Here is a 22,958-nt window from a genome sequence, read left to right as displayed (position 1 = left end):
CCGGCCCACCGCGCTTTCAATCGCGCGTCCAGCGGGTGCTAAAAACGCGACCCCAGCTTATAGAATGCGCCATCATTTCACCTCGAGGTCGTTATTCATGACCTTCGTCCATGCAGTGACGAAATCGTCGACGAACTTTCGTTTCGAATCCGCCTGAGCATAGACCTCGGAGACCGCGCGAAGCTCCGAATTGGAACCAAAGACGAGATCGACAGGGGACGCCGTCCAACGCTGCCGGCCGCTGGCACGATCTTTCCCGCTATACATCGCAGCGCTAGCGGCAGACTTCGACCATATGGTCCTCATATCGAGCAGATTGACGAAGAAATCATTGTTCAGAGTTCCGGGCTTATCGGTCAGCACTCCGACGGTCGATCGATCCGCATTCGCGTTGAGCACTCGCATGCCGCCGACGAGCACCGTCATTTCAGGCACTGAGAGGTCGAGCATATAGGCTCGCTCCACCAGCGCTTCGGCCGGCGAAAGGCGTTCTGAGGGGGCATAATAGTTGCGGAAGCCATCGGCTGTTGGCTCCATTGCACGATAGCCGGCGACATCGGTCTGCTCTTGGGTAGCGTCGACGCGGCCCGGGCTGAACGGTACGCTGACCTTGTATCCGCCGAGCATCGCTGCATGCTCGACCGCGGTGTCGCCGGCGAGCACGATCAAGTCGGCGGTCGATACGTAACGCCCCCCTTTGCGGTTAAAGTCAGCCTGAATGGTGCCCAGCTTGACCAGAACCTCTGCCAGTTCCTGCGGAGAGTTCGCGAGCCAATGGATCTGCGGTTCGAGCCGGACGCGCGCACCATTTGCGCCGCCGCGCATGTCGGTCTTGCGGTAGCTGGCCGCCGACGCCCAGGCGGTCCGGATCAGCGCGGCATCGTCGATACCCGAAGCAGCGATGCGCTCCTTCAAGGAGCGGATGTCACCGGTCCCGAGGGTTGGAGCGGGCGCAGTCGGAAGCGGCTCCTGCCACGCAAATTCCTGCGCGGGAATCTCGCTTCCGAGATAGAAGCGCCGCGGCCCCATGTCGCGATGAATCAGCTTGAACCAGGCATTCGCCCATGCCTTATCGAACGCGGTCGGATCGTTCTTGAAGCGCAGCGAGATCGCGCGATAGGCCGGATCCATCTTGAGCGACAGATCGGTCGTGAACATCATCAGCGGATGCATTTTCGCAGGATCGGCCGCATCGGGGGTCATCGTCTTGGCCGTGACCACCCGGGGCTTCCACTGGCTGGCGCCCGCCGGGCTTTTGGTCAGCACCCAGTCGTTGTCGAACAGATTCGACATATATTCATGCGTGAACTTCGCTGGCTGGCTCGACCAGGCACCCTCTGGGCCCGCGCCGACGGTATCTGCGCCATAGCCGCTGCCGCACTTGTTCTCCCAGCCAAGGCCCTGTTTCTCCACGCCGAGCGCGCTTGGTGCATCGCCGACGCAGCTCTTGGGATGCGCGCCGTGTGATTTGCCAAAAGTGTGGCCCCCCGCGATCAGCGCGACCGTCTCTTCGTCGTTCATCCCCATATTGCCGAACGTCGCGCGGATTTCCTTCGCCGCCGCGAGCGGATCGGGATTACCGTTGGGCCCTTCAGGATTGACGTAGATCAGGCCCATTTGCGAGGCTGCCAGCGGCTTCTTGATGACGCCCGGCGCGGCGTGGCGCTGGTCGTCCAGCATCTTGGTCTCCGGCCCCCAATAGGTCTTGTCGGCCTCCCATTCGTCGCGGCGTCCAAAGGCGAAGCCGTTGGTCTTGAAGCCCATCTGCTCAAGCGCGACATTCCCGGTCAGCTCCATCAGATCCGACCAGCTGAGCTTCGAACCGTATTTCTGCTTGATCGGCCAGAGCAGCCGCCGTGCCTTGTCGAGGTTCACATTGTCCGGCCAGCTGTTGAGCGGCTCGAACCGCTGCTGCGCGCCACCTGCACCGCCGCGCCCATCGGCCTGGCGGTAGGTTCCTGCACTGTGCCAGGCCATCCGGATGAAGAACGGGCCATAATTGCCATAGTCAGATGGCCACCAAGGCTGCGACGTTGTCAGGACCTGCCCAATGTCACGTTTTAGCGCGACGACATCGAGCGTTTTAACCTGTTCGCGATAATCATAGGCCGGCCCCATCGGGTTCGACTTCGACGCGTGCTGACGAAGCGGGCTGAGGTCGAGGAGGTCTGGGAACCATTCCTTATTGGTCTTGCCCTCGACCTGCGCGGCCGCCGGGGCGGGCAGCGTTAGCGGAAGGATTGCGGCCGAAACCATTAAGGCGATAATCTGACGACCTTGGGCCATGCGTAATCTTCCTTGCCGTGATGAATTGCGATCGTACGGAGAATGACCGTCTGCCGCTGCGAGCCCCTCCATCCTGGGGATCACATCGCGAACGGGCTGGTTTTCGAACGACTCCCGGCACGCGGCGTAGCTTCGGCGTGAGAGCATCGTCGACTAAATACGCATTCATAGAATGAACTCGAAACCGGGTGCTCGACTACGAACCGGCATACCTTGGCGCGGTGACACTGGGCCACACGGGCGCCTGGCTACCAGACTCGGAAAATACGCATGCCGTTCGTTGGGCATCGGCGTCGGACCACATCTGCGGTGCGGGAACATTGCTACTCACGCCAGGCTGGCCCCTGCATTCGGGATACATGACACCGCTTGATGTTCGGCAGCTCAGCTCGGGATGAACATCATGACAGCGGCGACACCCATAACCAACGTGGTGACCCATCCCAGAACGATGGTCGCGCGGCCTGCGGTGAAAGCGCCCATGATGCTCCTCTTCGAAGCAAGCATCACGATGACCGCGACCAGAGGGACCGCGACGACCCCGTTGATCACCGCGCTCCAGAACAGCGCCTTCATCGGGCTAATCGGAGAATATTGGATCACCAGACCCAGCAGGACGCTGACGGCAATGACGCTGTAGAAACCGCGTGCATCCGTTGCGCTCCGCTCGAGGCCCTCCTTCCATCCCATAGCTTCCGAAAGTGCATAGGCACCTGATCCGGCGAGGACTGGTACACCGATCATCCCGACCCCCAGAATTCCCAAAGCGAAGAGCAGGAACGCGAAGTCGCCAGCCAATGGCCGAAGCGCAGACGCGGCGTCCGCGGCGCTTTTGATATCGGTGACGCCTGCTGCGTGAAGCGTGACGGCGGTCGCAAGAATGATAAAAAAGGCGGTCAGGTCGGAGTAGAACATACCGCTCCATGTGTCCCACCCGATCCGGCGCAGTTCCGCGGGTGCGGCGGTTCCATCCACGGTGAGCGGGACGCCGCCGCGCCGGACCATATCCTCGACCTCCTCGGAAGCTTGCCAGAAGAACAGATAGGGGCTGATCGTTGTACCAAACACGCCGACCACAACCGCAGCGGCTGCCGCATTGGGTGTAAAATGCGGCCACACAGTCCGAAGCGCGACCTGCCCCCACGGCACATGAACCGTGAATAGGACGAGGGCATAGGCAAGGAGGGAAAGGGTCAGCCACTTCAAGAAGACGACATACCGATGATACGGCACGAATATCTGCAGGATCAAACTCGTCAATACGAACACCAGCGTCATGACGTGCCGATCCAGGCCGGTCACAAGTTCGCCGACTTCGCCCATGGCGGCGACGTCGGCGGCAATGTTCAACGTGTTGGCCACAAGCAAGAGCAGCACGACGCCCTTGAGGACGGACGGCGGGAACGCCGCCTTGATGTTCGCGGCTAACCCTCGACCGGTAACCCGGCCGATCCGTGCGCACATCGACTGGACGGCCGACATGAGCGGATATGCCAGCGGCATCGTCCAGAGCATGTTTGAGACCGAATTGCGCCCCGGCCTGCGAATAGGTGGCAATGCCGCTCGGGTCGTCATCGGCGACGCCCGTGATCAGACCTGGCCCAACGCGCGCAAGCGGATGCTCTTTCAATCTACCCCAAGCACGTTTGAGGAGGCTGGGGCGGAACTCATCAACCTCACCGGTCGGAGTGTCGGGCACGTCGCGTTCACCCGTCATCCCCAAGCCTTTCAAGACGCAACATATTGAGCGAAGATGGCGCCCGACCGGCCGACGATGACGTCGACCGGGACGGGCTTGGATTACCGGGCCGAGAGCTTCGCAAGCGCCGCCTTGTAGGCTTCGTAATGCGTGCCTTCGTCGACTGCGATCTGACGAAACATCGCCGCGACCTTCAGATCGCCATCGGCCTCGGCCTGCTTTGCAAAGTTCACGTACATCGTGACGTTCTCATAGTGTTCGCCGGCCATCGCGTCTTCGAGATTGGCGCCGTTGGCCCCGCCGAGCTGAAGCGCCTGTGCCTCACGGTCGAAATGCTCGTTCGCCTCGATGTTCGCCGACGCGCGGAACAGCTTGGCGAGCGCCGGTTTGCCGGCTGCCTGCGCCTGATCGGCGTAGCGGAGATATTTGAGATTGGCATAGGCTTCGCCGTGCATCGCCGCTTCAAGGTTGGTGCGGGTCTGTGCCGACAGCGGCTTGCCTTCCGGCGGAGCCGCGATTGCGCTGGTAGAACAGAGAGCGGCAAACGTGGCGGCCGCTGCGAACAGGGAACGGTTCATGTCAATCTCCGGTATGCGCCGACAGCGGCGACGCCCTGCTTGTGGAGGGATGTCCTGACGCACTCCTGACACGCCGATCACAAAGTCAGAAAAAGCGCGAACATACCTTTTTGCCGGCCGTCAGCTTTTCGTCAGGCCGTGGGCGCAGTTCGACCTGGCCGGGGCAGCTCCCCCGATCACAAAGGATTGTCCCAATGAAGCGTGCAACAATGCTCAAGCTGGCTCTTACGGCCTCGGTTCTGTCGCTGGCCTCGATTGCAAGCGCCGCCCCGGTCTGCACCAAACTCCCGCCGGCCAAGTGGCTCACCCAAGCGCAGATGAAGGCGAAGATCGCCAAAATGGGCTATCGCGACATCAAGGTCTTCCAGGTTTCGGGCAGCTGCTACGAAATCTATGCCCACACCAAGGACGGAAAGCGCGCCGAGGTCTATTTCAACCCGGTGACCGGCGCGGTCGTCCAGAACAACGTCGACTGATCGTGGCTGCGACTGCCCCCGTCGCCGCTGCGCCCACCCCTGGCCCGGTCCCCCGCCGGGTCAGGGTGTGGGATCCTGTCGTCCGCATCTTCCACTGGACCGTCGCAGGCGGCGTCATCGCCAACCTGACCTTTCTGCGGCATGCAGAAAGCCCGCATATCTATGTGGGCTACGCCGTCATCGCGGCGCTGATCATCAGGCTCGTCTGGGGCCTCGTCGCGCGAGGTCATGCCCGCTTCGCCAGCTTCGTGCCGGGCCCGCATCGACTGGTCGGCTACTTCGCCGCGATGCTCGGGAAGCGCGAACCGCGCTATGTCGGCCACAACCCCGCCGGGGCGGCAATGATCGTGCTGCTGTTGGTGCTGCTGACAACGGTCGGCACGACTGGATGGATAATGGGCCTCGATGCATTCTGGGGCGTTGCCTGGGTCGAGACAATGCATGAAATCACCGCCAACGTGTTGATCGGGGCCGTGGCGCTCCACGTGATCGGCGCGATCGTCGAAAGCGTCCGCCACCGTGAGAACCTGCCGCTCGCGATGATTACCGGCTACAAGCGGGCGGCAGAAGGGACGGACATCGACAATGCGCCTGTTGCTAGTTGAAGATAACGCCCGCCTTGCGAGCCTCATTCGTGAGGGTCTCGATCGCCAAGGTTTCGCCGTCGACTGGTGCGAAACCGTTGATGGCGCCGACCATGCGCTGAAAATCACTGATTATGATCTGATGCTGCTAGATCTCGGCCTTCCCGATGGCGAGGGCCTGGATCTCGTTCGGACGCTCCGCCGGCGGCGAGATACGATGCCGATCCTCGTGCTGACTGCGCGCGGCGGGCTCGACGACCGGGTGCTCGGACTCGACGCTGGCGCCGACGACTATCTGGTCAAGCCGTTCCAGATCCCGGAACTGGCGGCACGGTGTCGCGCGCTGTTAAGGCGACCGGGAGCGTCGCTTGGCACCGAACTCACGGTCGGAAACGTCATCCTGCATGCTGCCGAACGGAGCGTCGCGGTAGCCGGTCTTCCGGTCGAAGCCACCCCGCGCGAGGTCGACCTGCTCGAATGTCTGTTGCGCAGAGCCGGCCATGTGGTTGCCAAGCCCGCGCTCGAGGGCGCGCTCTACTCGATGGATGCCGAAGTGACGCCGAATGCGCTGGAGGCGTGCATTTCGCGTCTGCGCAAGCGGCTGACCAGCGCCGGGGCCGACGTGCAGATCCGCACCGTTCACGGCGTCGGCTATGCGCTGTTCGCGCCAGTTACCCAAACCGGCTCGACCCTCCATGGATAGAGCAGGCAACAGCAAGAAAGGACCTGTTGGGCCGACGCTGTTCCGGCAGATCGCGACACGCCTCGCCGCCTTTACATTGTTGTTCGCGTTGCTTGACGTCGGCATCGTCGTTTTCACCTACAGCAGCCAGCCTGAATCGCTCGCGCAGGAACTGCTGACACTGGAGGCCAGCAAGGCAGAAGGTGCGACGGCCCTGGCCCCCGATCTGCTTGCCGGGCCGCCCGGGGCGGAGCATTGGGCGGCTCGCTATGTCGAGCCGGGTGCCGAGAGTCCCGTGGTTCTGCCATCGCGCGCCGACGCGCAGAGCGGCGTGCTAATGGACTGGACGCGCCGCGAACGCATTGCCGGTGGCTACCGAATCTCGGGGGTTCGGTCGGTCGTGCAGGACGGCCAGCAGCGGTGGCTCTTCATGCAATTCGAAGGCGACGGTATTCAGCCCTACGTGCCAGTGATCATCAATGAGATCGTGCAGCATGTCGTCCTGCCGCTGATCCCGCTGTCGCTCCTTCTGCTGCTCTTCAATATTTTCGCGGTCCGCCGCGTCCTTCAGCCGCTCCGACGTGCAGAGGCCGAAGTCGATGCGCTCGATCCTGACAACGTCTTGCGGCGCCTTTCCGAGGCTCCGGAGCCGCGCGAGGTCAATACCCTTGTCCGTGCCGTCAACCGCGCTCTGACTCGTCTCGACGAAACGATGGCAATCTTGCGGGGGTTCACCGCCAATGCAGCACACGAATTGCGCACGCCGCTGTCCATTATGCAGCTCTCGCTCGACCGGCTGCCCCCCAGTCAGCAGCGGGACGACCTGCAAGCCGACACACAGCATATGACGCGACTGGTCGGGCAGATGCTCGATCTCGCCCAAGCCGACGCGCTGGCGGTTGAGCCCGATGCTACAATCGATCTCGCCGATATCGGCCGCGAAATCGTCGCCGCCATGGCTCCCAAGGTGTTCGGCGCGCAACGCGACCTCCGGTTCGACGCGGTTGGCGATACACGGGCGCTTGGCCATGCGGAGGCGATCTATCGCATCTATCGCAATTTGATCGACAACGCGCTTTCCCATGCGCCCGGCAACACGCCAATAGAGGTGACCGCCGGGCCCGGACCACAGATCAGCGTGCGCGATCACGGTCCCGGCATATCGGACGAAGACCTCCCGCACATTTTCGAACGTTTCTGGCGCAAGGACCGGCGCAAGAGTGACGGGGCGGGCCTTGGCCTCGGCATCGTCCAGCGGCTTGCACAGGCACACGGCGGCGCCATAACGGTCGAAAACGCTCCCGGCGGCGGCGCGCTGTTCCGGGTGACATTCGCCGCGTTCGAACCATCATGAGCCGCATCCGCAGAAAGAGAAGGACTGACTGAACAGCTATCTGCTCTTGTTCGTGATCGTATTGGGCGTGAACCTTATGCCAGCGTTCGGCCCGCCGACCTGGTCCATCATCGTGCTGTACGGCCTTGGCACGCAGATGCCGACGGTAGCGATCATCCTGACCGGTGCGCTTGCGGCCGCGCTCGGTCGTTTTGCCCTCGCGCACGCCTTCCGTCTGCTCGGCGGGCGCATCCCGGAGCGTATCCGGGATAATCTGGCGGCTGCACGCGAGGCGCTTGAACGGAACAAGCGCGGCGGACTTCTGGCGCTCGGGGTGTTTGCGCTTTCGCCGTTGCCCTCGGCACAGTTATTCGAAGCGGCAGGCCTCGCGCACGTCCGTCTCGTCGGCTTCACAGCCGCCTTCTTTGTGGGGCGGCTGGTGTCGTATTCGATCTATGCAGTATCGGCCACCAGCATCCGGAAGTCGTCGATCGGTGACCAAGTTCTGGAAATGTTCACCAGCCCGACGAGCATTGCCATCCAGGTTTTGATGATCGCGGCGCTGGTCGCATTGATGCGGGTGGATTGGAGGAAACGGCTCGCTGGCGGTCGCGCTTAAAAACCTCGGCTCTGAAGCGCTAATCGCCCAGCTCTGAGGAGATTGGCTCTCGCGTCAGGTTTTCGTCAGGAGTTCAGCGGATGTCATCACCTCAACGGAGGTGATGATGCCCAACCTGTCGATGCCCCCACTCTCGTCCGCAGCTATAAAGGCGAACGCGCGCATCCGCGTGTGGGATTTGCCGGTGCGCCTGTTCCATTGGCTGCTCGTCGCGACGGTTCTGGTCGCATTCCTGTCGTCGGAAGAGGACAGTGCGCTCGCGCCGTGGCATGTTCCGGCGGGGTGGGTCGCCGCCGTTCTCCTGATCTTCCGGATCGTCTGGGGTTTCGTCGGCGGTGAGCATGCGCGCTTCGTCGACTTCTTGAAGCCGACCAAGATCGCGCATCACCTCGGCGGCTTGGTTCGCGGCAAGCCTGACCGATCGGTCGGCCACAATGCGCTGGGCGCCCTTGCCATCATCGCGTTGCTGGGGACGGTCGCCGGCCTCGTCTACACCGGTGCCACGATGCGCGGCGAAGCCGAAGGCGGCCTGCATGAGACGCTGGCTAATGGCCTGCTAGCGCTTGTCGCGCTGCACGTCGTTGCCGTGATCGCCATGTCGCTGCTGACCAGAGACAATCTGATCGGCGCGTTCATCACGGGCACCAAGCGTGCCGATCTGCATCCTGGGATCGGTGATGCGCGTCCCCCGGCATCGCTGGCGCTACCGATCGCAGCGGTCGCGATCGCGGGAACTACGTATGGGGTGACGCTGAACGATCCCTTAGCATTTACCCCCGGTGCCCACGCCGATGCCGGCGACCGTAACGGCGGTGTGGAAAGAGGCGAACACGGCGATGACTAGGCTTCACCTTCACTCCGAGCGCCACTCGGTGTCCCGCATCGGCTGGCTGCGGGCTGCCGTGCTGGGGGCCAATGACGGCATTGTCTCGACCGCCAGCCTGATCATTGGCGTAGCGGCTGCGGCCGCAAAGCCCGGCGATATTCTCATCGCAGGCGTCGCTGGACTGGTCGCAGGAGCGATGTCGATGGCGGCCGGCGAATATGTCTCGGTAAGCAGTCAGTCCGACACCGAGCGGGCAGAGCTCGCGCGTGAGCATGCGGAACTGGCCGCTGACCCGGAGGGCGAAGTGCACGAACTGGCCGGTTTCTATGTCAACCGCGGTGTCGATCCGGCGACGGCGGAGTCGGTAGCGCGGCAGTTGATGACGAAGGACGCGCTAGCCGCGCACGCGCACGACGAGCTCGGGATTTCGGAAATGACGACGGCGCGTCCGATCCAGGCGGCGCTGACCTCTGCCGCGACGTTCACGGCTGGAGCTGCTCTGCCGCTGGCGATCGTCATGCTCGCGCCCGTCAGCCGGTTGGTCATCATCGAGGCGACAGCATCGCTCTTGTTCCTCGCCTTGCTGGGCGCTGTCGGCGCCCGCGTGGGTGGAGCGCCCGTGTTGAAGGCCACCGTGCGGGTCACGTTCTGGGGGGCGCTGGCGATGGCCCTGACCGCGGGAATTGGCATGCTCGTCGGCTAGGCAGTGTGATGTCTGGGCCCCCTGAGCCTCCTCCAATGCGGAACCTGTGGTGACGACGGGTTACCTTGTCGCCGCTTTTTGCGCAGGGCTGCTGATGGGCGTCGCGCTGATGCTGTATTGGGTCGCCTGGCATCGGCGGCGGCGATGACCACGCCGCATCCTCGGCATGATGACCCAAAAATGCCAAGAGGCTGAAAGTCGGACTGCCGGTACGAGGATGCCAGGAGTCTGCGTAGTTTCCGAGGCTGCTCGATGAACGCGGACGACTTTACTGAAATGGGTCGATCGGTTCGAAGGGAACCAGGATGCCCGTCATGATCGGCGCTCTGTCTCGATTGGGGCCGCTCGCGTCGCGATCGAATCGAACAGCCGAAGGCAGCGGGATCGGTGATACAGAGCCTGACCATAAGGCGTTCTCAGCATTGTCACGCTCGCGAGAAGCCTACGTGACCGTCAACTGGTCCGCGACGCGCCGCCGCGGGAAATGGGGCCAGCTCGCTTGCGGGCGTCCGCTCGTCGGCGACGACATGGTGTCGTCGCAATCTTACAACGACATCAATCTTGCACCACCAAACCTTTTACGACAATGACGGCGCTCGCGCTCCTTGGCTACATTTTTGCGGCGCTGCTGGCCCAGGTCATCGCCGCTATCGTCTTCGCCACGCTTCGCCGCAAACCGCCATCAGTCGAACCTACCCCGGTCCGCGCAATGACAGATGCGGCCTGGCGCGGCCTACGCGCCTTTCGCGTTCGGTCGCGCGACGACGAAGATGATGCGATCAGTCAGACTTCCTTCTATCTCGAGCCGGTCGATCGACAGCCGCTTGCCCCATATCGCGCTGGCCAATTCCTGACCTTCCAGATCGAGTTGACGGACGCGAGAGGCGAGATCCGACAAGTCACGCGATGCTATTCGCTGTCCGACCGTCATGACTCGCAAGCTTTTCGCATCACGGTGAAGCGGATCCCGTCGCCGCGCGATCGCCCCGATCTGCCGCCGGGGCTCGTTTCCAATCACTTCCATGACAGGGTCACACCTGGCGCAATTCTTCAGGTCCGTGCGCCTGCCGGAGTGTTCGTGCTTGACGACGGCAGCAATGTGCCCGCCGTCCTGATCGCGGGTGGCATCGGCATCACGCCGCTGTTCGCAATGGCGCGCGCCGCGCTCGCGATGCAGCCCGACCGGGCGCTGCATCTGGCCTACGGCGTCCGCGATAGTGGTGAGCTGGTGTTTGAAGCCGACCTGCTAGCGATGCAGGAGAACCATCCGAATTTCCACCTGACGATCGTCCAGAGCACCCCGCTGCCGGCGGAGGCCGAGGCGGATCGATATCATGCGGTCGGCTTCATCGATATCGCATTACTGCGTCGCATCTTGCCGCACGGCCGGCACAGTTTCTATGTGTGCGGGCCACCCCCGATGATGGCGAGCCTCGTCCCCGCATTGCGGGAATGGGGTGTCGCAGGAGACGATGTCCATTACGAAGCCTTCGGTCCGGCTTCGATCGAGTCCCCCGAACAGGGGATCGCAGTCCCGCTCGAGACGCCAATCGAAGTACAGTTCGCGACCTCGGCCCGGACGCTCAGTTGGACAGGGGAAGACAAAAATCTGCTCGATTTCGCCGAACGTCACGGCATCGCGCTCGACTCTGGCTGCCGTTCGGGAAGCTGCGGCACCTGCGACACGGCAGTGATTTCGGGTGAAGTCCGTTATGCGCAGCCCCCGTCATTTGATGTCAGCAAAGGCCATTGTCTGATCTGCGTCGGTGCGCCGACGGGCGATCTGGTGCTCCAGGCATGAGCGGCCTGCGCACCAGCCTGTTGAGCCGCGAGGTCATCCCGTTCTACCTGTCGCTCGCCGCGCTCGGGGGGGCGGCACTGGCACTCGACGCGGCATTGCACCTTGGCAATGCAGTCTGGATCGGTCGCTATCTCGGCATCCCTGGCGTCCTGCTGATCCTCGCATCGTCGGGCTATTCGATGCGCAAGCGCAAGCTGATCAAGTCGGGCAAGCCCGCTGACCTGCTCCGCTGGCATGAGCGGCTCGCCTGGGCAGGATCGCTGCTGGTGCTCGTCCATGCTGGCATCCACTTCAATGCGATCCTGGCTTGGCTTGCGGTGTGGGCGATGCTCATCAACATCGCGAGCGGCCTGACCGGCAAATATCTGCTCGGCCGGTCGCGCAAGCGACTGGAATCTACTCGCGCGCGGTTGCGCGCCCAGGGGCTGTCGGCGGAAGCGCTCGAAGAACAGACCTATTGGGACAGCCTCACGTTCGATGTCGTCAAAGCATGGCGCGTCGTCCACCTGCCGATCACGCTGGCGTTCGGCGTGCTGGCGCTGACGCACATCATCGCGATCTGTCTGTTCTGGGGGTGGAGGTGATGCGCCGCTGGGGTCTCTGGCTGATCGTCATCAACCTATGCGGGCTTATCGCGCTTGTCTTCGCTCTGCCGCACCTCATGATCGCGCCCGGACCACTGATCCCGGCGCACGCTAGCATCACGACGAACTGCTTCGCCTGCCACGCGCCATTCAAGGGCGCGTCGACCGATCGCTGCACCGCCTGCCACAAAGTCGCAGACGTTGGGATCCGGACTACGACGGGGGCGGCAGTCAAAGGAGACGGCGATGCGATCGCCTTTCACCAGTCGCTGACGACGCCCAACTGCATGGCTTGTCACACCGACCACAGCGCGCCGCATCTGGTCAAGATGTCGCGGCCGAGCTTTGCCCACGCCCTGCTCCGGCCCGACGTGCGTGGCCAGTGCTCGGCCTGCCACCGGGGACCGCAAACGCCGCTGCACGCGCAGAGCGGCAGCAACTGCGCGGCATGTCACACCCAGGCTGGATGGAAACCCGCGACCTTCGACCATGCAAAGTTCTTCGCGCTGACCGGCCCACACAATGCGTCCTGCGCGACATGCCACACCGGCGGCGACACCAGCCGCTACACCTGTTTCAGCTGCCACCAGCACCAGCCCGACCAGATCCGCGCCAAACATGCCGAGGAAGGGATCCAGAACATTCAGAACTGTGCGCGCTGCCACCGCAGCGCCTCTGGGGAAAGTCGTGAGGGTGGCGAAGGCGGGGGAGGTGACTGAACGCGACACCGCTTTTAAGATAAAAGGAGCCTCCAAAGGAAATATATCGTAACAAGGGCATCCTGCTCGTCGTCGAGCATTCGGCGCACGCCAATCCGATCATTCGAGCCGCCGTCAAATGACCGAGCAGATGACCGCCGACCTTACGATCGAAGTTCTGACACCCAGCCCGGTTCTCATACCTACTTGTGCACCAGTGACGACTGATTCCTAACTCACAAGGATAGTTAGGCAGTGAAATTAAGACTGAAATTTTGTCCGTTAGGCGAAAACACAAGATAAACTATTTCAATCCGCCTTCGGCGGCCGCGTCTGCGGTGACCGAATTCCAGCTATTATTGCCGCCTTTTCGCCCCACCCAAAGCCGCCGTTCATTCACGCTCTGATTTTCGCTTGAAGCTTACGCGGCCGTATGACGAATGCCGCTGTGGCTGCCTCATAAAAAGTGTCATTGGCACTGCTCCATAACAGGCGTAACTGGTAAAACATGGCTGATTTAAACCTATTAATCCACGTAAGCGATATTGTTGCCGCCCATCTGACCTCGAATGTCGTTGCTTCACAGGATATCCCGCAACTCATTAAGACCGTCTATGAGAGCCTAGCGGGGCTTAAGGGCATGAGCGCGCCAACCGGTATGGACGACGTGCCAGCGCCCGCTATGACGATCCGGGCGAGCGTTAAGCCTGGCTCGGTTGGATGTCTCGAATGCGGAAAGCGCTTCAAGACACTTCGCAAGCACCTCGCAACGCACGACCTGACCGCCGACGAGTATCGTGCAAAATGGTCACTTCCGGTTTCTTATTCGATGGTATCTGCTGAATACAGCGCCGAACGATCTGGTTTGGCGAAGACGAATGGCTTGGGTAGGTCGAAGGGACAAAATTAAAACGACGATCGTCATTTCGGCGGTTTTACGACGCCGATCGTTTGCGCCCGCGTCATTTTGAACACGTCAGAGACCGGGGGGCTCCTACGTTGTCATCCCGTGCATACAAAGTTTCAGAACGGTGGATTGAGTAGAGTCAGAGAGTGGCGCGGTGTCATGCGGCGCGCCTGTGGGGCTTACCAGACGACCCGTTTCCACTCCCTGCTCATCGAACCGGACATGCGGATTTCCGGTACCCCTCCGGTGTGGACCGCCTTGCCGGGAACGGGTGATCGGCTGACGTAGCACTGGTGCAAGCGACGGTGTTTGCACCGGTGTTAGCGATGGTGCGATGAGTCAGATCACGATTATTTCGGGCGCGGAGCGGCGCCGGGTTTGGACGGACGATCAGAAGCGGGCGCTGGTGGCGGCGGCCTGCGAGCCGGGAGCGAGCGTGGCGGAGATCGCGCGGCGTGCCGACCTGCGGCCGAGCCAGCTTTATCGGTGGCGACGCGATCTTGCCGAGCCGGTGTCGCCGGGCTTCGCGGCGGTGACGGTCGGCGCCGAGCCTGAGCCCGCGGCAGGATGCGCGATAGTGCTGGAGGTCGGCGGGGCGGTGCTGCGGATCGCAAGCGATGCGCCGCCCGCATTGGTGGCGGCTGTGGTGCGGTCGCTCAGGCGATGATCCCGGTCCGAAGCGACGTCCGGATCTGGCTCGCGACCGGGTGCACAGACATGCGCCGTGGGATGTTCGGTTTGGCGTTGCTGGTGCAGCAAGGGCTCAAGCGCGACCCGCATGCCGGCGATCTCTACATCTTCCGTGGACGACGCGGCGATCTGATCAAGGTGCTGTGGCATGACGGTGTGGGTATGTCGCTCTATGCCAAGCGGCTCGACCGTGGACGGTTCATATGGCCTGCGGCGACTGATGGCGTCGTAGCGATCACCGCGTCGCAGATGGCGTGTCTGCTCGAAGCGATCGACTGGCGTAATCCGCGCATGACATGGCGTCCGCAGGCCGCTGGATGATGCTAAAAAGCTAGGTTTTCCGGGGCTTTTTCGCTATCCTCAAGCCATGGCAGCGGCACCCATCAGCGATGTCACGGCGCTTCGCGCGGCACTTCTGGATGCCGAGGCCGAAGCTGCCCGCGCGAAGGCGATCAACGCCGATCTGGTGGCCCGGGTGGCTCTGCTCGAGTTGCAGAACGAGAAGATGCGTCGGGCACTTTACGGGCAGCGTTCCGAGCGCGGCCAGTTGTTGATCGGCCAGCTCGAGCTTGGTCTGGAGGAGCTGGAGGCGAGCGCCGGCGAGGATGAGGCTCTGGGCCAGCGTGCCGCGGCCGGCACCCCTGTCGAGGCGTTCACCCGGACGCGACCTTCGCGCAAGCCGTTGCCGGCGCATCTGCCGCGCGAGCGCGTCGTCGTTGCCGCGCCCACCAGTTGCGCCTGCTGCGGGTCGGACCGGCTGTCGAAGCTGGGCGAGGACGTGACCGAGACGCTGGAGGTGATCCCGCGGCAGTGGAAGGTCGTGCAGACCGTTCGTGAGCGGTTCGCCTGCCGCGTGTGCGAGGGTATCACCCAGCCACCTGCTCCGTTCCATGCGACGCCGCGCGGGCTGTTCGGACCAAGCTTTCTGGCGATGGTCATGTTCGAGAAGTTCGGGACGCATCAGCCGCTCAACCGTCAGCGCGACCGCTATGCTCGGGAGGGCGTGGAGATCAGTCTGTCGACGCTCGCCGACCAGGTCGGGGCGTGCGCGGCCGCACTCGCGCCGCTCCACCGGCTGATCGAGGCGCACGTTCTAGCCGCCGAGCGGCTCCACGGCGACGACACGACCGTGCCGGTGCTGGCGAAGACCACGGCCCATGTCGGACGCCTATGGACCTACGTGCGCGATGACCGACCGTTCGCAGGGCCTGCGCCGCCAGCTGCCCTGTTCCGCTATTCGCGGACCCGTCGCGCCGAACATCCGGTCGCACATCTCACCGGCTATGGCGGTATCCTGCAAGGCGACGCCTATGCCGGCTACAACACCCTGTTCCGCTCCGATCGGTCGCCGTCACCAGTCACCCGTGCACTCTGCTGGGCACATGCCAGGCGCAAGTTCTTCGAGCTGGGCGACGTCGCCGCGCAGCTGAAGCGGCGTAAGGGTGCATCGGTCATCTCGCCGATCGCGGCCGAAGCGGTCAGGCGGATCGACGTGATCTTCGACGCCGAACGCGCGGTCAACGGCAACACCATCGCGGAGCGGCTTGCCATGCGCCAGGAGATCGCGATCCCGCTCGTCACAGACCTGGAGCAGTGGCTGCGATCCCAGCGTGCCGCGCTCGCACGCCACAACCCGGTCGCGGGTGCGATCGACTACATGCTCAAGGACTGGGCTGCGTTCGCCCGGTTCCTCGACGACGGCCGTATCTGCCTGACCAACAACGCCGCAGAACGCGCGCTGCGTGGCGTGGCCCTCGGTAGGAAGTCGTGGCTGTTCGCAGGCTCCGACCGCGGCGGCGAGCGCGCCGCGTTCATGTATACGCTGATCGGCACCGCCAAGCTCAACGACATCGATCCGCAAGCCTGGCTCGCCGACGTCCTCGCTCGCATCGCCGATATCCAGCAGAGCCAGCTTTGCGAACTGCTACCTTGGAACTGGCGACGACCAGCAGAACTGCTCAAGGCCGCGTAAACGCGGTCCTTACCGGATGCTTACGATTTCCGTGCATCCGGCTCTCGGACAAAGCATCATGCCTTCGCCCACAGCGCGCCCCGACCAAGCTGGGTACCCCGTACGAGCCTGTATTGCTCGTAGAGGTGCTGGGGTAGATAGGCTCTCGCCCTCTTGCCGGCTTTCCCGTGCTTGCGCCGAAGCCACCGACGCAGCCGCACCACTGTGTAGCTGTCGATCGGCCTATACGCCTGACTCGTGGTTCCAACCGAGAAGTAGTTGGCCCATCCGCGCAGCGCCCGGTTTATCTTGGCCACCAGCACTGTGGCATCCTGCCATGTAGACCTTCGCTCGGTTAGCGCGTGGATGGTATCCAGCGCTCGTTTGATGCTTTTCATCGACGGCCGATAGCCTATGCGGGCTCGCCCCTCGCAGAGTACATCCGCCCGAAGGTATGGCCCAGGAAGTCGAATGTCTCGTCCGGCACCTTGCAGATGCGGGCCCTTTCCTCGTTCACCGTCAGCTTCAGCTTGTCCATCAGCCTGTGCATCTTATCGAGCGCGGCTTCCGCGTTGCCCTTCTCACACAGGATGATGAGATCGTCGGCATAAGTGACGAGCCGAGCGCCGAGGCGTTGCCCAAGGCCGAGCTTCCTCCACCCCAACACGAACCGGCGCATGTACCGATTCGCCAGCAAGGGTGAGATAGGTGAGCCTGGCGGGATGCCGCATCGCTGATCCCGGGCCACCGTCGTTCGTGTTTTCCGGCCTCGATCGTCCGTCTCCTCGACAGCGCGGTCCAGCCACGACCTGATCATAAACAGTACGGCTGGATCGACGATCCGGCGTGCCACGGAGTTCATCAGCTCGAGGTGAGCGATGCTGCCGAAGTAATCTGCGAGGTCGGCGTCCACGACATCGGGACGGCCATGGTACAGCTGATCTTCCACCGCGATCACGGCCTGCTGGGCATTGCGCCCGGCGCGATAGGCGTAGATTTCTGGTGGAAGATCCTAAAGATGTCGCGCGGCGTCGGTCTTCGTGCGCTCGGCCAGCGCCGGCTCGGTTGCGTTCCAGGTGGGCCATGCCGTTCCATCGGCAACTTCGCGGCCGAGAGCATACGCCACGCTGCCTTCCTGCGCGGCGCCGGTCATGTCCCAGCCCGCATCGTAGGCGTCGCAGGTCTGGTGATAGCATTGCGCGTTGTAGCGTGCGCGAATGCGCTCGCCGGCCGGAAGCCCCCCCTTCACCAGATCGCGCCCGGCGCGGAAATAGACACCGGGGACGCCCTTTTGCGCCAATGCATAATGGTCCGATCGATAATACCAGCCCGCCTCGGTATTCTCCTCCGGGACGACGCGAAGGCCTTGCGCCGTGGCGATGCGCGCCAGATCGCCTTCCATCGGCGTGCGCCCGACCCCAATCAGCTCGAGGTCGCGCGTCCGGCCGAGCACGGCGTGCGGATCGAGGTTGAACTGCGCCGCCGTCGTCGCCAGCGGCAGTGCGGGATGGTCGGCATACCAGCTCGCCCCGAGCAGCCCCTTTTCCTCGGCGGTCCACATTGCGAACACCACCGAGCGACGCGGCGGCTTGGCGCCGGTGAAGGCGTGCGCGATCTCGAGCAGCGTTGCTGTGCCAGTGCCATTGTCGATCGCGCCGTTGCGAATGCGGTCAGCCGGCGGATCGAAGCTGTTCTCGCCATAGGCATCCCAATGCGCGCCATATAGAATGCTGCCCGCGGATGGGTCGCGGCCCGGCAGCATCCCGACGATATTATGGCTGACGACATGGTCGAGCGTGATCGTCGTCGCAGCGGTGAGCGATACCCCCTTGAGCACCACCGCGCGGAAATCGGCGCGCTGCGCTCTGCGCTTGGCGGCGGCGTAATCGAGCCCGCTCTGCCGCAGCATCGCCACGCCGATATCGTTGCGGATCGTGCCGCGCAGCCCGAACGCCGGCGGCAGCGCGCCGGTGTCGAGCGCATAGCCCGGCACCGCATCGCTATTGGCCAGCTGAAGCCACGGATAGCTCGAAGGGAAGGTATCGTGGATCGTCAGGAATGCCGCGGCGCCGCGCTTCTGCGCTTCGGAAAGTTTGGTGCGCGCCGCAGGGCTCGACGCGCGCCCGCCAAAGCCCAGGTCGCGTCCCGCCTCGACATCGGGATCGCCTGCCAGCGCGACGACCACCTTCCCGCGAACATCGACGCCTTGGTAGGGATCGTAGCCGAGCTTGGGCTCGACCACGCCGTAGCCGACGAACACGACCTCGGCCCGATCGAGGTTGGATTCCCCGACGATCCGCGAGGTGGCCGCGATCTCGACGCCCGGCATCAGCGGGCGCGTTTTCCCGCCGAAATCAAGCGCAAAGCGCGCGCGCTCCCGCGTCCAGCGCAGCAGCGGCACTGTCTGCCGATAGCCCGCATCGCCGAGCGGTTTCAGGCCAAGCTGCGCGAAGCGCTGTTCGAGAAAGGCGAGCGTGATCGCTTCGCCCTGCTGTGTCGGCCCACGGCCATGAAAATCATCGGCGCTTAGCGTGTGGACATCGGCCTTGATCCGTTCGGCCGACAATAGCGGCGGCGCGGGATCGCTCGCCGCGGTGAGGAGCATGAGCAGGGGAAGCAAGCGTTTCATCGCAGCAGATTGGCGGGAGGACACGGCCTACACAAGCGGGTTACTGCTCGCGGGCGGCGCGTGGTGGCATCTCGGAGGATGGCGGTCAGTCCGCTTAACGGCATCGAGGGGATGCAAGGGCAGCGTACTTTCGCTAGCCGCAGCCCAGACCAGTCTGTGACCTCGTAACGCACAGTAGCAGCCCGGACCCTAACCTGCCCGGGCTGACACTCTGCATATTTGCAAAACGTTTCGTCGATCTTTGCTTAGTTCGCTGCTTTCCGAACGTCACCTTCGCCCATGGCCGAGACGAGCAGATTGCCGTTGCCGCTAAAATTCGTCGCGGGCAGTGTCGCGAACTTGTTACCGACCTTCATGCTGATCGCCTCGATACGGCCCCGCGCATCGGTCGAGACCGAGTGGACGCGGCCGATCACAGCACCGGCGGCGTCGCGAACCTTCATGCCGCGTGTCACCGTGAAGCCGCTCGATCCAGCCGCATTGCCGCTGCCGGCCAGCGACAGATCGCCGGTGCCGCCATCCCCGCCATCCGAGGTGCTGCCAGCCGCTGAACTGGAGCCCTGCGTTAGCCCGGCGGCGCGATCACTCGTCCCGCTCGCGACGTTACCGGCACGGTTCCGCACCGTGCCAACGCTGTTGCCGGCCCGGTCACGAACCGTACCGATGGTATTGCGGGTGGTGCTGACCGCGTTGCCGGCCGCGCCTCGAACTTCGTCCGTGCCGATCAACTGAGCACTACCGCTGCCTGAAGCCGACCCGCCGGCACTCCCTGCCGTCGAGCCGCTCAATGGGGCGGTCGCATTGGCGACGGTGCCGCCAAGTGTGCCGCTGACGGAACGGCTGGTCGACACACTGCCCTTGTGGCGATCACCCTTGATAGAGCCGTTGGTCGATCCCGTATTGTCGAGCGTGCCCTGTGTCGTCGAGCGCATGACCGTCGACGTGCCGTTCAGCGTTCCGCCGAGCGAGCCAGTGCCGGAACCAGCAATTCCGCCAAGGCCACCGCCGAGCGATCCGCCAAGACCGCCGCCCAATCCGCCGCGACCGCCCAGCAATTGCGCCGATGCAGGTGCCGCGCTGAAGGCGAGAGCGATTGCGGTCGTAGCTATCAGGAACGTTTTCATGATGTCATCCCTTCTTCTGATGGCGAGCTCTGATCGAGCCCTCGAAGAAGCAACGGATGCCAGCCGACACTTAATCCGCATCGGCCGAAATTATTTTGCGGGCGTCCTGCAATCCTCGCAAAGAACGCCCCGGCCGTACCGACTGGCAGGGCCTGCTTTGCGTACCTCGCCATCCACAGCTCGGAGCGCAACGGTTCTTCCTCCGCCGGCGAAGCGCAGGATCCGCGCCGCCGCGAGCGGCGCGGCGAATGACGTGCCACGGACCGCTACCGCCCGCCCTCGCGCGTCCACCGCAAGCATGTCAGCGCCGGGCGCGGCATAATCGAGATGCAGCGCGCGCCCCGCCTCGATGAGCGCGCGTCCGCGCGCGTCCACTCCCGTCACCGCGACCACGCCGGGATAGGATGCGGGATAGGATGGCGGTGCTGCGGGGCCGTCGTTACCAACCGCCGCAACAACGATCATGCCGTGCCCCTGCACTGCCTGAATGACCCGCGCGAGCAGCGGATTGGACGGGCCGACCAGACTGATGACTGTAGCCGGTACGTGTTCGCTGCTGAGCCACGCCAAGGCCTTGGCGATAGCAAGCGCGTTGCCGCCGGCCGGATCCTTGCCATAAACGTCTGCCGCATAGAGTCGCGCGCCGACCGCCGCGCCTTTCACCCCGCCGCCACCGGTCATGAGAGACGCAACCGCTGTACCGTGGTTGCTGGGCGACGGCGCGCCAACCGCGAAGCCGCGCCGCTCAATCGCGCCCGTGAGAGTGCCCACCCCGCCGTCGATCATCCCGATCGATCCGAACGCACTGCCCGATGCAACGTTCGCGCCCGACATCGCGGGACCGCTTATGCCACCGCCCTCGAAATGCAATTGATCGGCCGAGACATCGTGCCCCTTCGCCAGCTTGCGCATGGCGCGAAGTCCATCGACGAGCGATTTGCTTCTTGGCACACCGAAACGCGCGTATCTGATGCCGAGGCCCTGGATTTCGTCCCGCTCGGCGAGCACGAAGCCCGCCCGTGTCGCGGCCGCTACCAGCGCGTCGTCGGGATCCCCGAGGAGGATCGTGCCCGCGCGCGCGGGATCGCCATGATCGTCCCGCGCGATTTCGGCCCGGTGATTACGCAGCAAGACAGCAAACCTGGCAAGCCGATCCTGTACCAGCTTCGGAACCGCCGAGGGCAATTCGGATGCGGACCTTACCGTATCGGTGACGCCCCGCAGCGCACCGTTCACCACGCCGGGCACTTGCGCGGGCAGCAACTGCGCCGCCGCGGGCATCGCGAGAAGCAACACGGCGGGGAATAGCATTTGCCGCATCATCATGCGCGGGACTCTATACGGACGAAGAAATTCTGTCATGTCGTGGATGAAACGGCCTAGCCCATCCGTTTCATCCATATCGCAAGGACGGAGGAGAAAGCAGAGGTGACTTTCGAGGACGAGCTGATCGGGCTTTTGCCGCGTCTGCGGCGTTTCGCCCGCTCGCTTGCCTTCGCAGCCCCCGATGCCGACGACCTCTGCCAGACTGCCCTAGAGCGTGCGCTCAAGTCGCGTGACCAATGGCAGCCCGGAACGCGACTGGATAGCTGGATGTATCGAATCATGCGCAATGCCTGGATCGACACCGCGCGCGCGACTAAACGGCGCAGCGAGACTTTCGTGAACGCGGAGGCCGGTGAAAGCGTCGGCGACACGGGAGACCGCGCAATCGAGGCGCGCGTCGAACTGGCCAATGTCGGCCGCGCGATGGCTATGCTGCCTCCTGAGCAGCGCGAGGCGGTTGCGCTCGTTCTGGTCGAGGGGCTTGCCTATAAGGAAGCAGCGGCAGTGCTGGAGATACCGATGGGCACGCTCACCTCGCGACTGGTACGCGGCCGGGAAGCCTTGATGCGAACGCTGGGAGAAGCGGCATGAGTGATAAGCTCGATCCAGAATTGCTGATGGCCTATGCCGATGGCGAGCTCGATCCGATCTCTGCCAAGCGCTTAGAGCGCGCGATCGCCAGCGACCCAGACGCTGCCGCAACAGTAGCGCGCCACCGCGAGCTTCGCGAAACACTGGCACGGGCGTTCTACCCGATCGCAAACGAGCCGGTCCCGGACACCCTGAGAGCGGCGGTGGCACCGCCGAAAGTGGTGAAGCTCGCTACGGCGCGGGACAAGCGTGAGAACCGGCGCCGCTTGGGGGGGTGGTCGGTCGGCGGCGCAATTGCGGCAAGTCTCGCGCTAGGCCTCTTCTTGGGCGGTCGGATCGGCGGAGACGCACCCATTGCAAATCACGGCGGCATGCTCGTCGCATCAGGCAATCTTGAGCATGCTCTAAATACGCAGCTCGCGTCCAACCAAGACAGTGCTGCGACTACCCGCATGCTGGTCAGTTTTCGCGATCGATCGGGCGCGATCTGCCGGACGTTCACGACACCCGCACTGGGCGGTATCGCTTGTCGCGAAAAGGAAACTTGGGTGTTACGGGAAACGCGTGGGCGCACCGCAGCGCCGTCGACCGAATACCGTCAAGCAAGCTCTGGCGACGCGCCGCTCATGGCCGACGCGGAAGCTTCCATGTCCGGCGAACCTTTCGACGCGGCCACCGAAACGCGCGCGCGGCAGAGTGGCTGGCGATTACCTTGAAGCTTCAGGACTATGCGCGACCGCATGTCCGCTGTCGGGATTGTGTTAGGAGCGGTTGAATGGCTAGATTCAGGGCGCGCTGCTGACCGACAGCTTCACCATCAAAAAGACCATAAAGCGACAATAGCGCGACGCTGCCCGATTCCGAAAATCCG

General features: G+C 63.6%; 26 protein-coding genes. 18 read left to right on the top strand and 8 right to left on the bottom strand.

What is annotated here, in order from left to right:
• Positions 1–72: 72 nt before the first annotated feature.
• Together katG and H4W01_RS18440 are read right to left on the bottom strand one after the other, a co-directional pair.
• Positions 73–2,286, bottom strand: coding sequence for a catalase/peroxidase HPI (gene katG, locus H4W01_RS18445; protein ID WP_334685348.1), 2,214 nt, complete (start codon positions 2,284–2,286; stop codon positions 73–75).
• 384 nt (positions 2,287–2,670) lie between these two features.
• The gene (locus H4W01_RS18440; protein ID WP_334685347.1) at positions 2,671–3,768 is read right to left on the bottom strand and encodes an NRAMP family divalent metal transporter; all 1,098 of its coding nucleotides are present in this window, start codon (positions 3,766–3,768) and stop codon (positions 2,671–2,673) included.
• Between H4W01_RS18440 and H4W01_RS22895 the strand changes: the two genes are divergently transcribed.
• Positions 3,767–4,033 (top strand): hypothetical protein, encoded by a 267-nt coding sequence (locus tag H4W01_RS22895; protein WP_334685346.1) that lies wholly within the window; start codon positions 3,767–3,769, stop codon positions 4,031–4,033. The two genes, H4W01_RS18440 and H4W01_RS22895, sit on opposite strands and share 2 nt — an antisense overlap.
• Positions 4,034–4,086: 53 nt before the next feature.
• Here H4W01_RS22895 and H4W01_RS18435 read toward each other — a convergent pair whose 3' ends face one another.
• Entirely contained in the window at positions 4,087–4,563 is a 477-nt protein-coding gene (locus H4W01_RS18435; protein WP_209612778.1) for a ferritin family protein, read from the bottom strand.
• Positions 4,564–4,757: 194 nt separating this feature from the next.
• Here H4W01_RS18435 and H4W01_RS18430 point away from each other — a divergent pair, with 194 nt between their 5' ends.
• From H4W01_RS18430 to tnpC, 15 genes are all read left to right on the top strand, one after another.
• The gene (locus tag H4W01_RS18430) at positions 4,758–5,039 is read left to right on the top strand and encodes a PepSY domain-containing protein (RefSeq protein ID WP_209612777.1); all 282 of its coding nucleotides are present in this window, start codon (positions 4,758–4,760) and stop codon (positions 5,037–5,039) included.
• Positions 5,040–5,041: 2 nt separating this feature from the next.
• The gene (locus H4W01_RS18425) at positions 5,042–5,644 is read left to right on the top strand and encodes a cytochrome b/b6 domain-containing protein (protein WP_334685345.1); all 603 of its coding nucleotides are present in this window, start codon (positions 5,042–5,044) and stop codon (positions 5,642–5,644) included.
• Positions 5,625–6,326: a response regulator gene (locus H4W01_RS18420; protein WP_209612776.1), complete on the top strand. Its 702-nt coding sequence runs from the start codon at positions 5,625–5,627 to the stop codon at positions 6,324–6,326. Before H4W01_RS18425 ends, H4W01_RS18420 begins: the two co-directional genes overlap by 20 nt.
• Before the next feature lie 316 nt (positions 6,327–6,642).
• Positions 6,643–7,659, top strand: a complete 1,017-nt coding sequence (locus tag H4W01_RS18415; protein WP_334685344.1) for a sensor histidine kinase — start codon at positions 6,643–6,645, stop codon at positions 7,657–7,659.
• A gap of 52 nt (positions 7,660–7,711) precedes the next feature.
• Positions 7,712–8,257 carry a VTT domain-containing protein gene (locus tag H4W01_RS18410; protein WP_334685436.1) on the top strand — a complete coding sequence of 182 codons (546 nt, stop codon included), beginning with the start codon at positions 7,712–7,714 and terminating at the stop codon, positions 8,255–8,257.
• A gap of 106 nt (positions 8,258–8,363) precedes the next feature.
• Positions 8,364–9,101, top strand: coding sequence for a cytochrome b/b6 domain-containing protein (locus H4W01_RS18405; protein WP_334685343.1), 738 nt, complete (start codon positions 8,364–8,366; stop codon positions 9,099–9,101).
• Positions 9,094–9,786, top strand: coding sequence for a VIT1/CCC1 transporter family protein (locus tag H4W01_RS18400; protein WP_209612774.1), 693 nt, complete (start codon positions 9,094–9,096; stop codon positions 9,784–9,786). The genes H4W01_RS18405 and H4W01_RS18400 overlap by 8 nt, the downstream gene beginning before the upstream one ends.
• A gap of 314 nt (positions 9,787–10,100) precedes the next feature.
• Positions 10,101–10,376 (top strand): hypothetical protein, encoded by a 276-nt coding sequence (locus tag H4W01_RS18395; RefSeq protein ID WP_209612773.1) that lies wholly within the window; start codon positions 10,101–10,103, stop codon positions 10,374–10,376.
• Positions 10,373–11,587 (top strand): 2Fe-2S iron-sulfur cluster-binding protein, encoded by a 1,215-nt coding sequence (locus H4W01_RS18390; protein WP_209612772.1) that lies wholly within the window; start codon positions 10,373–10,375, stop codon positions 11,585–11,587. The genes H4W01_RS18395 and H4W01_RS18390 overlap by 4 nt, the downstream gene beginning before the upstream one ends.
• Positions 11,584–12,171 (top strand): hypothetical protein, encoded by a 588-nt coding sequence (locus H4W01_RS18385; protein WP_209612771.1) that lies wholly within the window; start codon positions 11,584–11,586, stop codon positions 12,169–12,171. The genes H4W01_RS18390 and H4W01_RS18385 overlap by 4 nt, the downstream gene beginning before the upstream one ends.
• Positions 12,168–12,890, top strand: coding sequence for a cytochrome c3 family protein (locus H4W01_RS18380; protein ID WP_209612770.1), 723 nt, complete (start codon positions 12,168–12,170; stop codon positions 12,888–12,890). The genes H4W01_RS18385 and H4W01_RS18380 overlap by 4 nt, the downstream gene beginning before the upstream one ends.
• A 487-nt stretch (positions 12,891–13,377) precedes the next feature.
• Positions 13,378–13,779 (top strand): MucR family transcriptional regulator, encoded by a 402-nt coding sequence (locus H4W01_RS18375; protein ID WP_209612769.1) that lies wholly within the window; start codon positions 13,378–13,380, stop codon positions 13,777–13,779.
• Between the two features lie 331 nt (positions 13,780–14,110).
• Positions 14,111–14,443 carry an IS66-like element accessory protein TnpA gene (gene tnpA, locus H4W01_RS18370; protein WP_209611178.1) on the top strand — a complete coding sequence of 111 codons (333 nt, stop codon included), beginning with the start codon at positions 14,111–14,113 and terminating at the stop codon, positions 14,441–14,443.
• The gene (gene tnpB, locus H4W01_RS18365) at positions 14,440–14,787 is read left to right on the top strand and encodes an IS66 family insertion sequence element accessory protein TnpB (RefSeq protein WP_010189271.1); all 348 of its coding nucleotides are present in this window, start codon (positions 14,440–14,442) and stop codon (positions 14,785–14,787) included. Before tnpA ends, tnpB begins: the two co-directional genes overlap by 4 nt.
• A 46-nt stretch (positions 14,788–14,833) precedes the next feature.
• Complete coding sequence (tnpC, locus tag H4W01_RS18360; protein WP_209611180.1) at positions 14,834–16,438, top strand: IS66 family transposase; 1,605 nt, start codon at positions 14,834–14,836, stop codon at positions 16,436–16,438.
• 56 nt (positions 16,439–16,494) lie between these two features.
• On the opposite strand, the gene H4W01_RS22995 is transcribed toward tnpC, so the two are convergent.
• The 5 genes from H4W01_RS22995 to H4W01_RS18335 form a co-directional block, all read right to left on the bottom strand.
• Positions 16,495–16,815, bottom strand: coding sequence for a group II intron maturase-specific domain-containing protein (locus H4W01_RS22995; RefSeq protein WP_209612768.1), 321 nt, complete (start codon positions 16,813–16,815; stop codon positions 16,495–16,497).
• A 14-nt stretch (positions 16,816–16,829) separates the two neighbouring features.
• Positions 16,830–17,375: a reverse transcriptase domain-containing protein gene (locus H4W01_RS18350; protein ID WP_334685342.1), complete on the bottom strand. Its 546-nt coding sequence runs from the start codon at positions 17,373–17,375 to the stop codon at positions 16,830–16,832.
• A 54-nt stretch (positions 17,376–17,429) separates the two neighbouring features.
• Positions 17,430–19,046, bottom strand: a complete 1,617-nt coding sequence (locus H4W01_RS18345; RefSeq protein ID WP_209612767.1) for a M28 family peptidase — start codon at positions 19,044–19,046, stop codon at positions 17,430–17,432.
• Positions 19,047–19,291: 245 nt separating this feature from the next.
• Positions 19,292–20,170: a hypothetical protein gene (locus H4W01_RS18340; RefSeq protein WP_209612766.1), complete on the bottom strand. Its 879-nt coding sequence runs from the start codon at positions 20,168–20,170 to the stop codon at positions 19,292–19,294.
• A 90-nt stretch (positions 20,171–20,260) separates the two neighbouring features.
• A complete protein-coding gene (locus H4W01_RS18335; protein ID WP_209612765.1) occupies positions 20,261–21,496 on the bottom strand; it encodes a S8 family serine peptidase in 1,236 nt (411 codons plus the stop codon).
• Between the two features lie 102 nt (positions 21,497–21,598).
• On the opposite strand from H4W01_RS18335, the gene H4W01_RS18330 reads away from it, so the two are divergent.
• Together H4W01_RS18330 and H4W01_RS18325 are read left to right on the top strand one after the other, a co-directional pair.
• Positions 21,599–22,087, top strand: coding sequence for a sigma-70 family RNA polymerase sigma factor (locus tag H4W01_RS18330; protein WP_209612764.1), 489 nt, complete (start codon positions 21,599–21,601; stop codon positions 22,085–22,087).
• The gene (locus H4W01_RS18325; protein ID WP_209612763.1) at positions 22,084–22,803 is read left to right on the top strand and encodes an anti-sigma factor family protein; all 720 of its coding nucleotides are present in this window, start codon (positions 22,084–22,086) and stop codon (positions 22,801–22,803) included. The genes H4W01_RS18330 and H4W01_RS18325 overlap by 4 nt, the downstream gene beginning before the upstream one ends.
• Positions 22,804–22,958: the final 155 nt, after the last annotated feature.

It is taken from the genome of Sphingomonas sp. PL20 (genome assembly GCF_017875905.1).
Classification (GTDB): Bacteria; Pseudomonadota; Alphaproteobacteria; order Sphingomonadales; family Sphingomonadaceae; genus Sphingomonas; species Sphingomonas echinoides.
This window is presented reverse-complemented; position numbering and strand designations above follow the sequence as displayed.

Excerpts from the sequence above, each read along its gene's own strand:
- katG (WP_334685348.1), bottom strand. The coding sequence starts at position 2,286 with ATGGCCCAAGGTCGTCAGATTATCGCCTTAATGGTTTCGGCCGCAATC.
- H4W01_RS22895 (WP_334685346.1), top strand. The coding sequence starts at position 3,767 with ATGAGCGGATATGCCAGCGGCATCGTCCAGAGCATGTTTGAGACCGAA.
- H4W01_RS18440 (WP_334685347.1), bottom strand. The coding sequence starts at position 3,768 with ATGTCGGCCGTCCAGTCGATGTGCGCACGGATCGGCCGGGTTACCGGT.
- H4W01_RS18435 (WP_209612778.1), bottom strand. The coding sequence starts at position 4,563 with ATGAACCGTTCCCTGTTCGCAGCGGCCGCCACGTTTGCCGCTCTCTGT.
- H4W01_RS18430 (WP_209612777.1), top strand. The coding sequence starts at position 4,758 with ATGAAGCGTGCAACAATGCTCAAGCTGGCTCTTACGGCCTCGGTTCTG.
- H4W01_RS18420 (WP_209612776.1), top strand. The coding sequence starts at position 5,625 with ATGCGCCTGTTGCTAGTTGAAGATAACGCCCGCCTTGCGAGCCTCATT.
- H4W01_RS18415 (WP_334685344.1), top strand. The coding sequence starts at position 6,643 with ATGGACTGGACGCGCCGCGAACGCATTGCCGGTGGCTACCGAATCTCG.
- H4W01_RS18405 (WP_334685343.1), top strand. The coding sequence starts at position 8,364 with ATGCCCAACCTGTCGATGCCCCCACTCTCGTCCGCAGCTATAAAGGCG.
- H4W01_RS18400 (WP_209612774.1), top strand. The coding sequence starts at position 9,094 with ATGACTAGGCTTCACCTTCACTCCGAGCGCCACTCGGTGTCCCGCATC.
- H4W01_RS18395 (WP_209612773.1), top strand. The coding sequence starts at position 10,101 with ATGATCGGCGCTCTGTCTCGATTGGGGCCGCTCGCGTCGCGATCGAAT.
- H4W01_RS18390 (WP_209612772.1), top strand. The coding sequence starts at position 10,373 with ATGACGGCGCTCGCGCTCCTTGGCTACATTTTTGCGGCGCTGCTGGCC.
- H4W01_RS18385 (WP_209612771.1), top strand. The coding sequence starts at position 11,584 with ATGAGCGGCCTGCGCACCAGCCTGTTGAGCCGCGAGGTCATCCCGTTC.
- H4W01_RS18375 (WP_209612769.1), top strand. The coding sequence starts at position 13,378 with ATGGCTGATTTAAACCTATTAATCCACGTAAGCGATATTGTTGCCGCC.
- tnpA (WP_209611178.1), top strand. The coding sequence starts at position 14,111 with ATGAGTCAGATCACGATTATTTCGGGCGCGGAGCGGCGCCGGGTTTGG.
- tnpB (WP_010189271.1), top strand. The coding sequence starts at position 14,440 with ATGATCCCGGTCCGAAGCGACGTCCGGATCTGGCTCGCGACCGGGTGC.
- tnpC (WP_209611180.1), top strand. The coding sequence starts at position 14,834 with ATGGCAGCGGCACCCATCAGCGATGTCACGGCGCTTCGCGCGGCACTT.
- H4W01_RS22995 (WP_209612768.1), bottom strand. The coding sequence starts at position 16,815 with ATGAAAAGCATCAAACGAGCGCTGGATACCATCCACGCGCTAACCGAG.
- H4W01_RS18345 (WP_209612767.1), bottom strand. The coding sequence starts at position 19,046 with ATGAAACGCTTGCTTCCCCTGCTCATGCTCCTCACCGCGGCGAGCGAT.
- H4W01_RS18340 (WP_209612766.1), bottom strand. The coding sequence starts at position 20,170 with ATGAAAACGTTCCTGATAGCTACGACCGCAATCGCTCTCGCCTTCAGC.
- H4W01_RS18335 (WP_209612765.1), bottom strand. The coding sequence starts at position 21,496 with ATGATGATGCGGCAAATGCTATTCCCCGCCGTGTTGCTTCTCGCGATG.
- H4W01_RS18325 (WP_209612763.1), top strand. The coding sequence starts at position 22,084 with ATGAGTGATAAGCTCGATCCAGAATTGCTGATGGCCTATGCCGATGGC.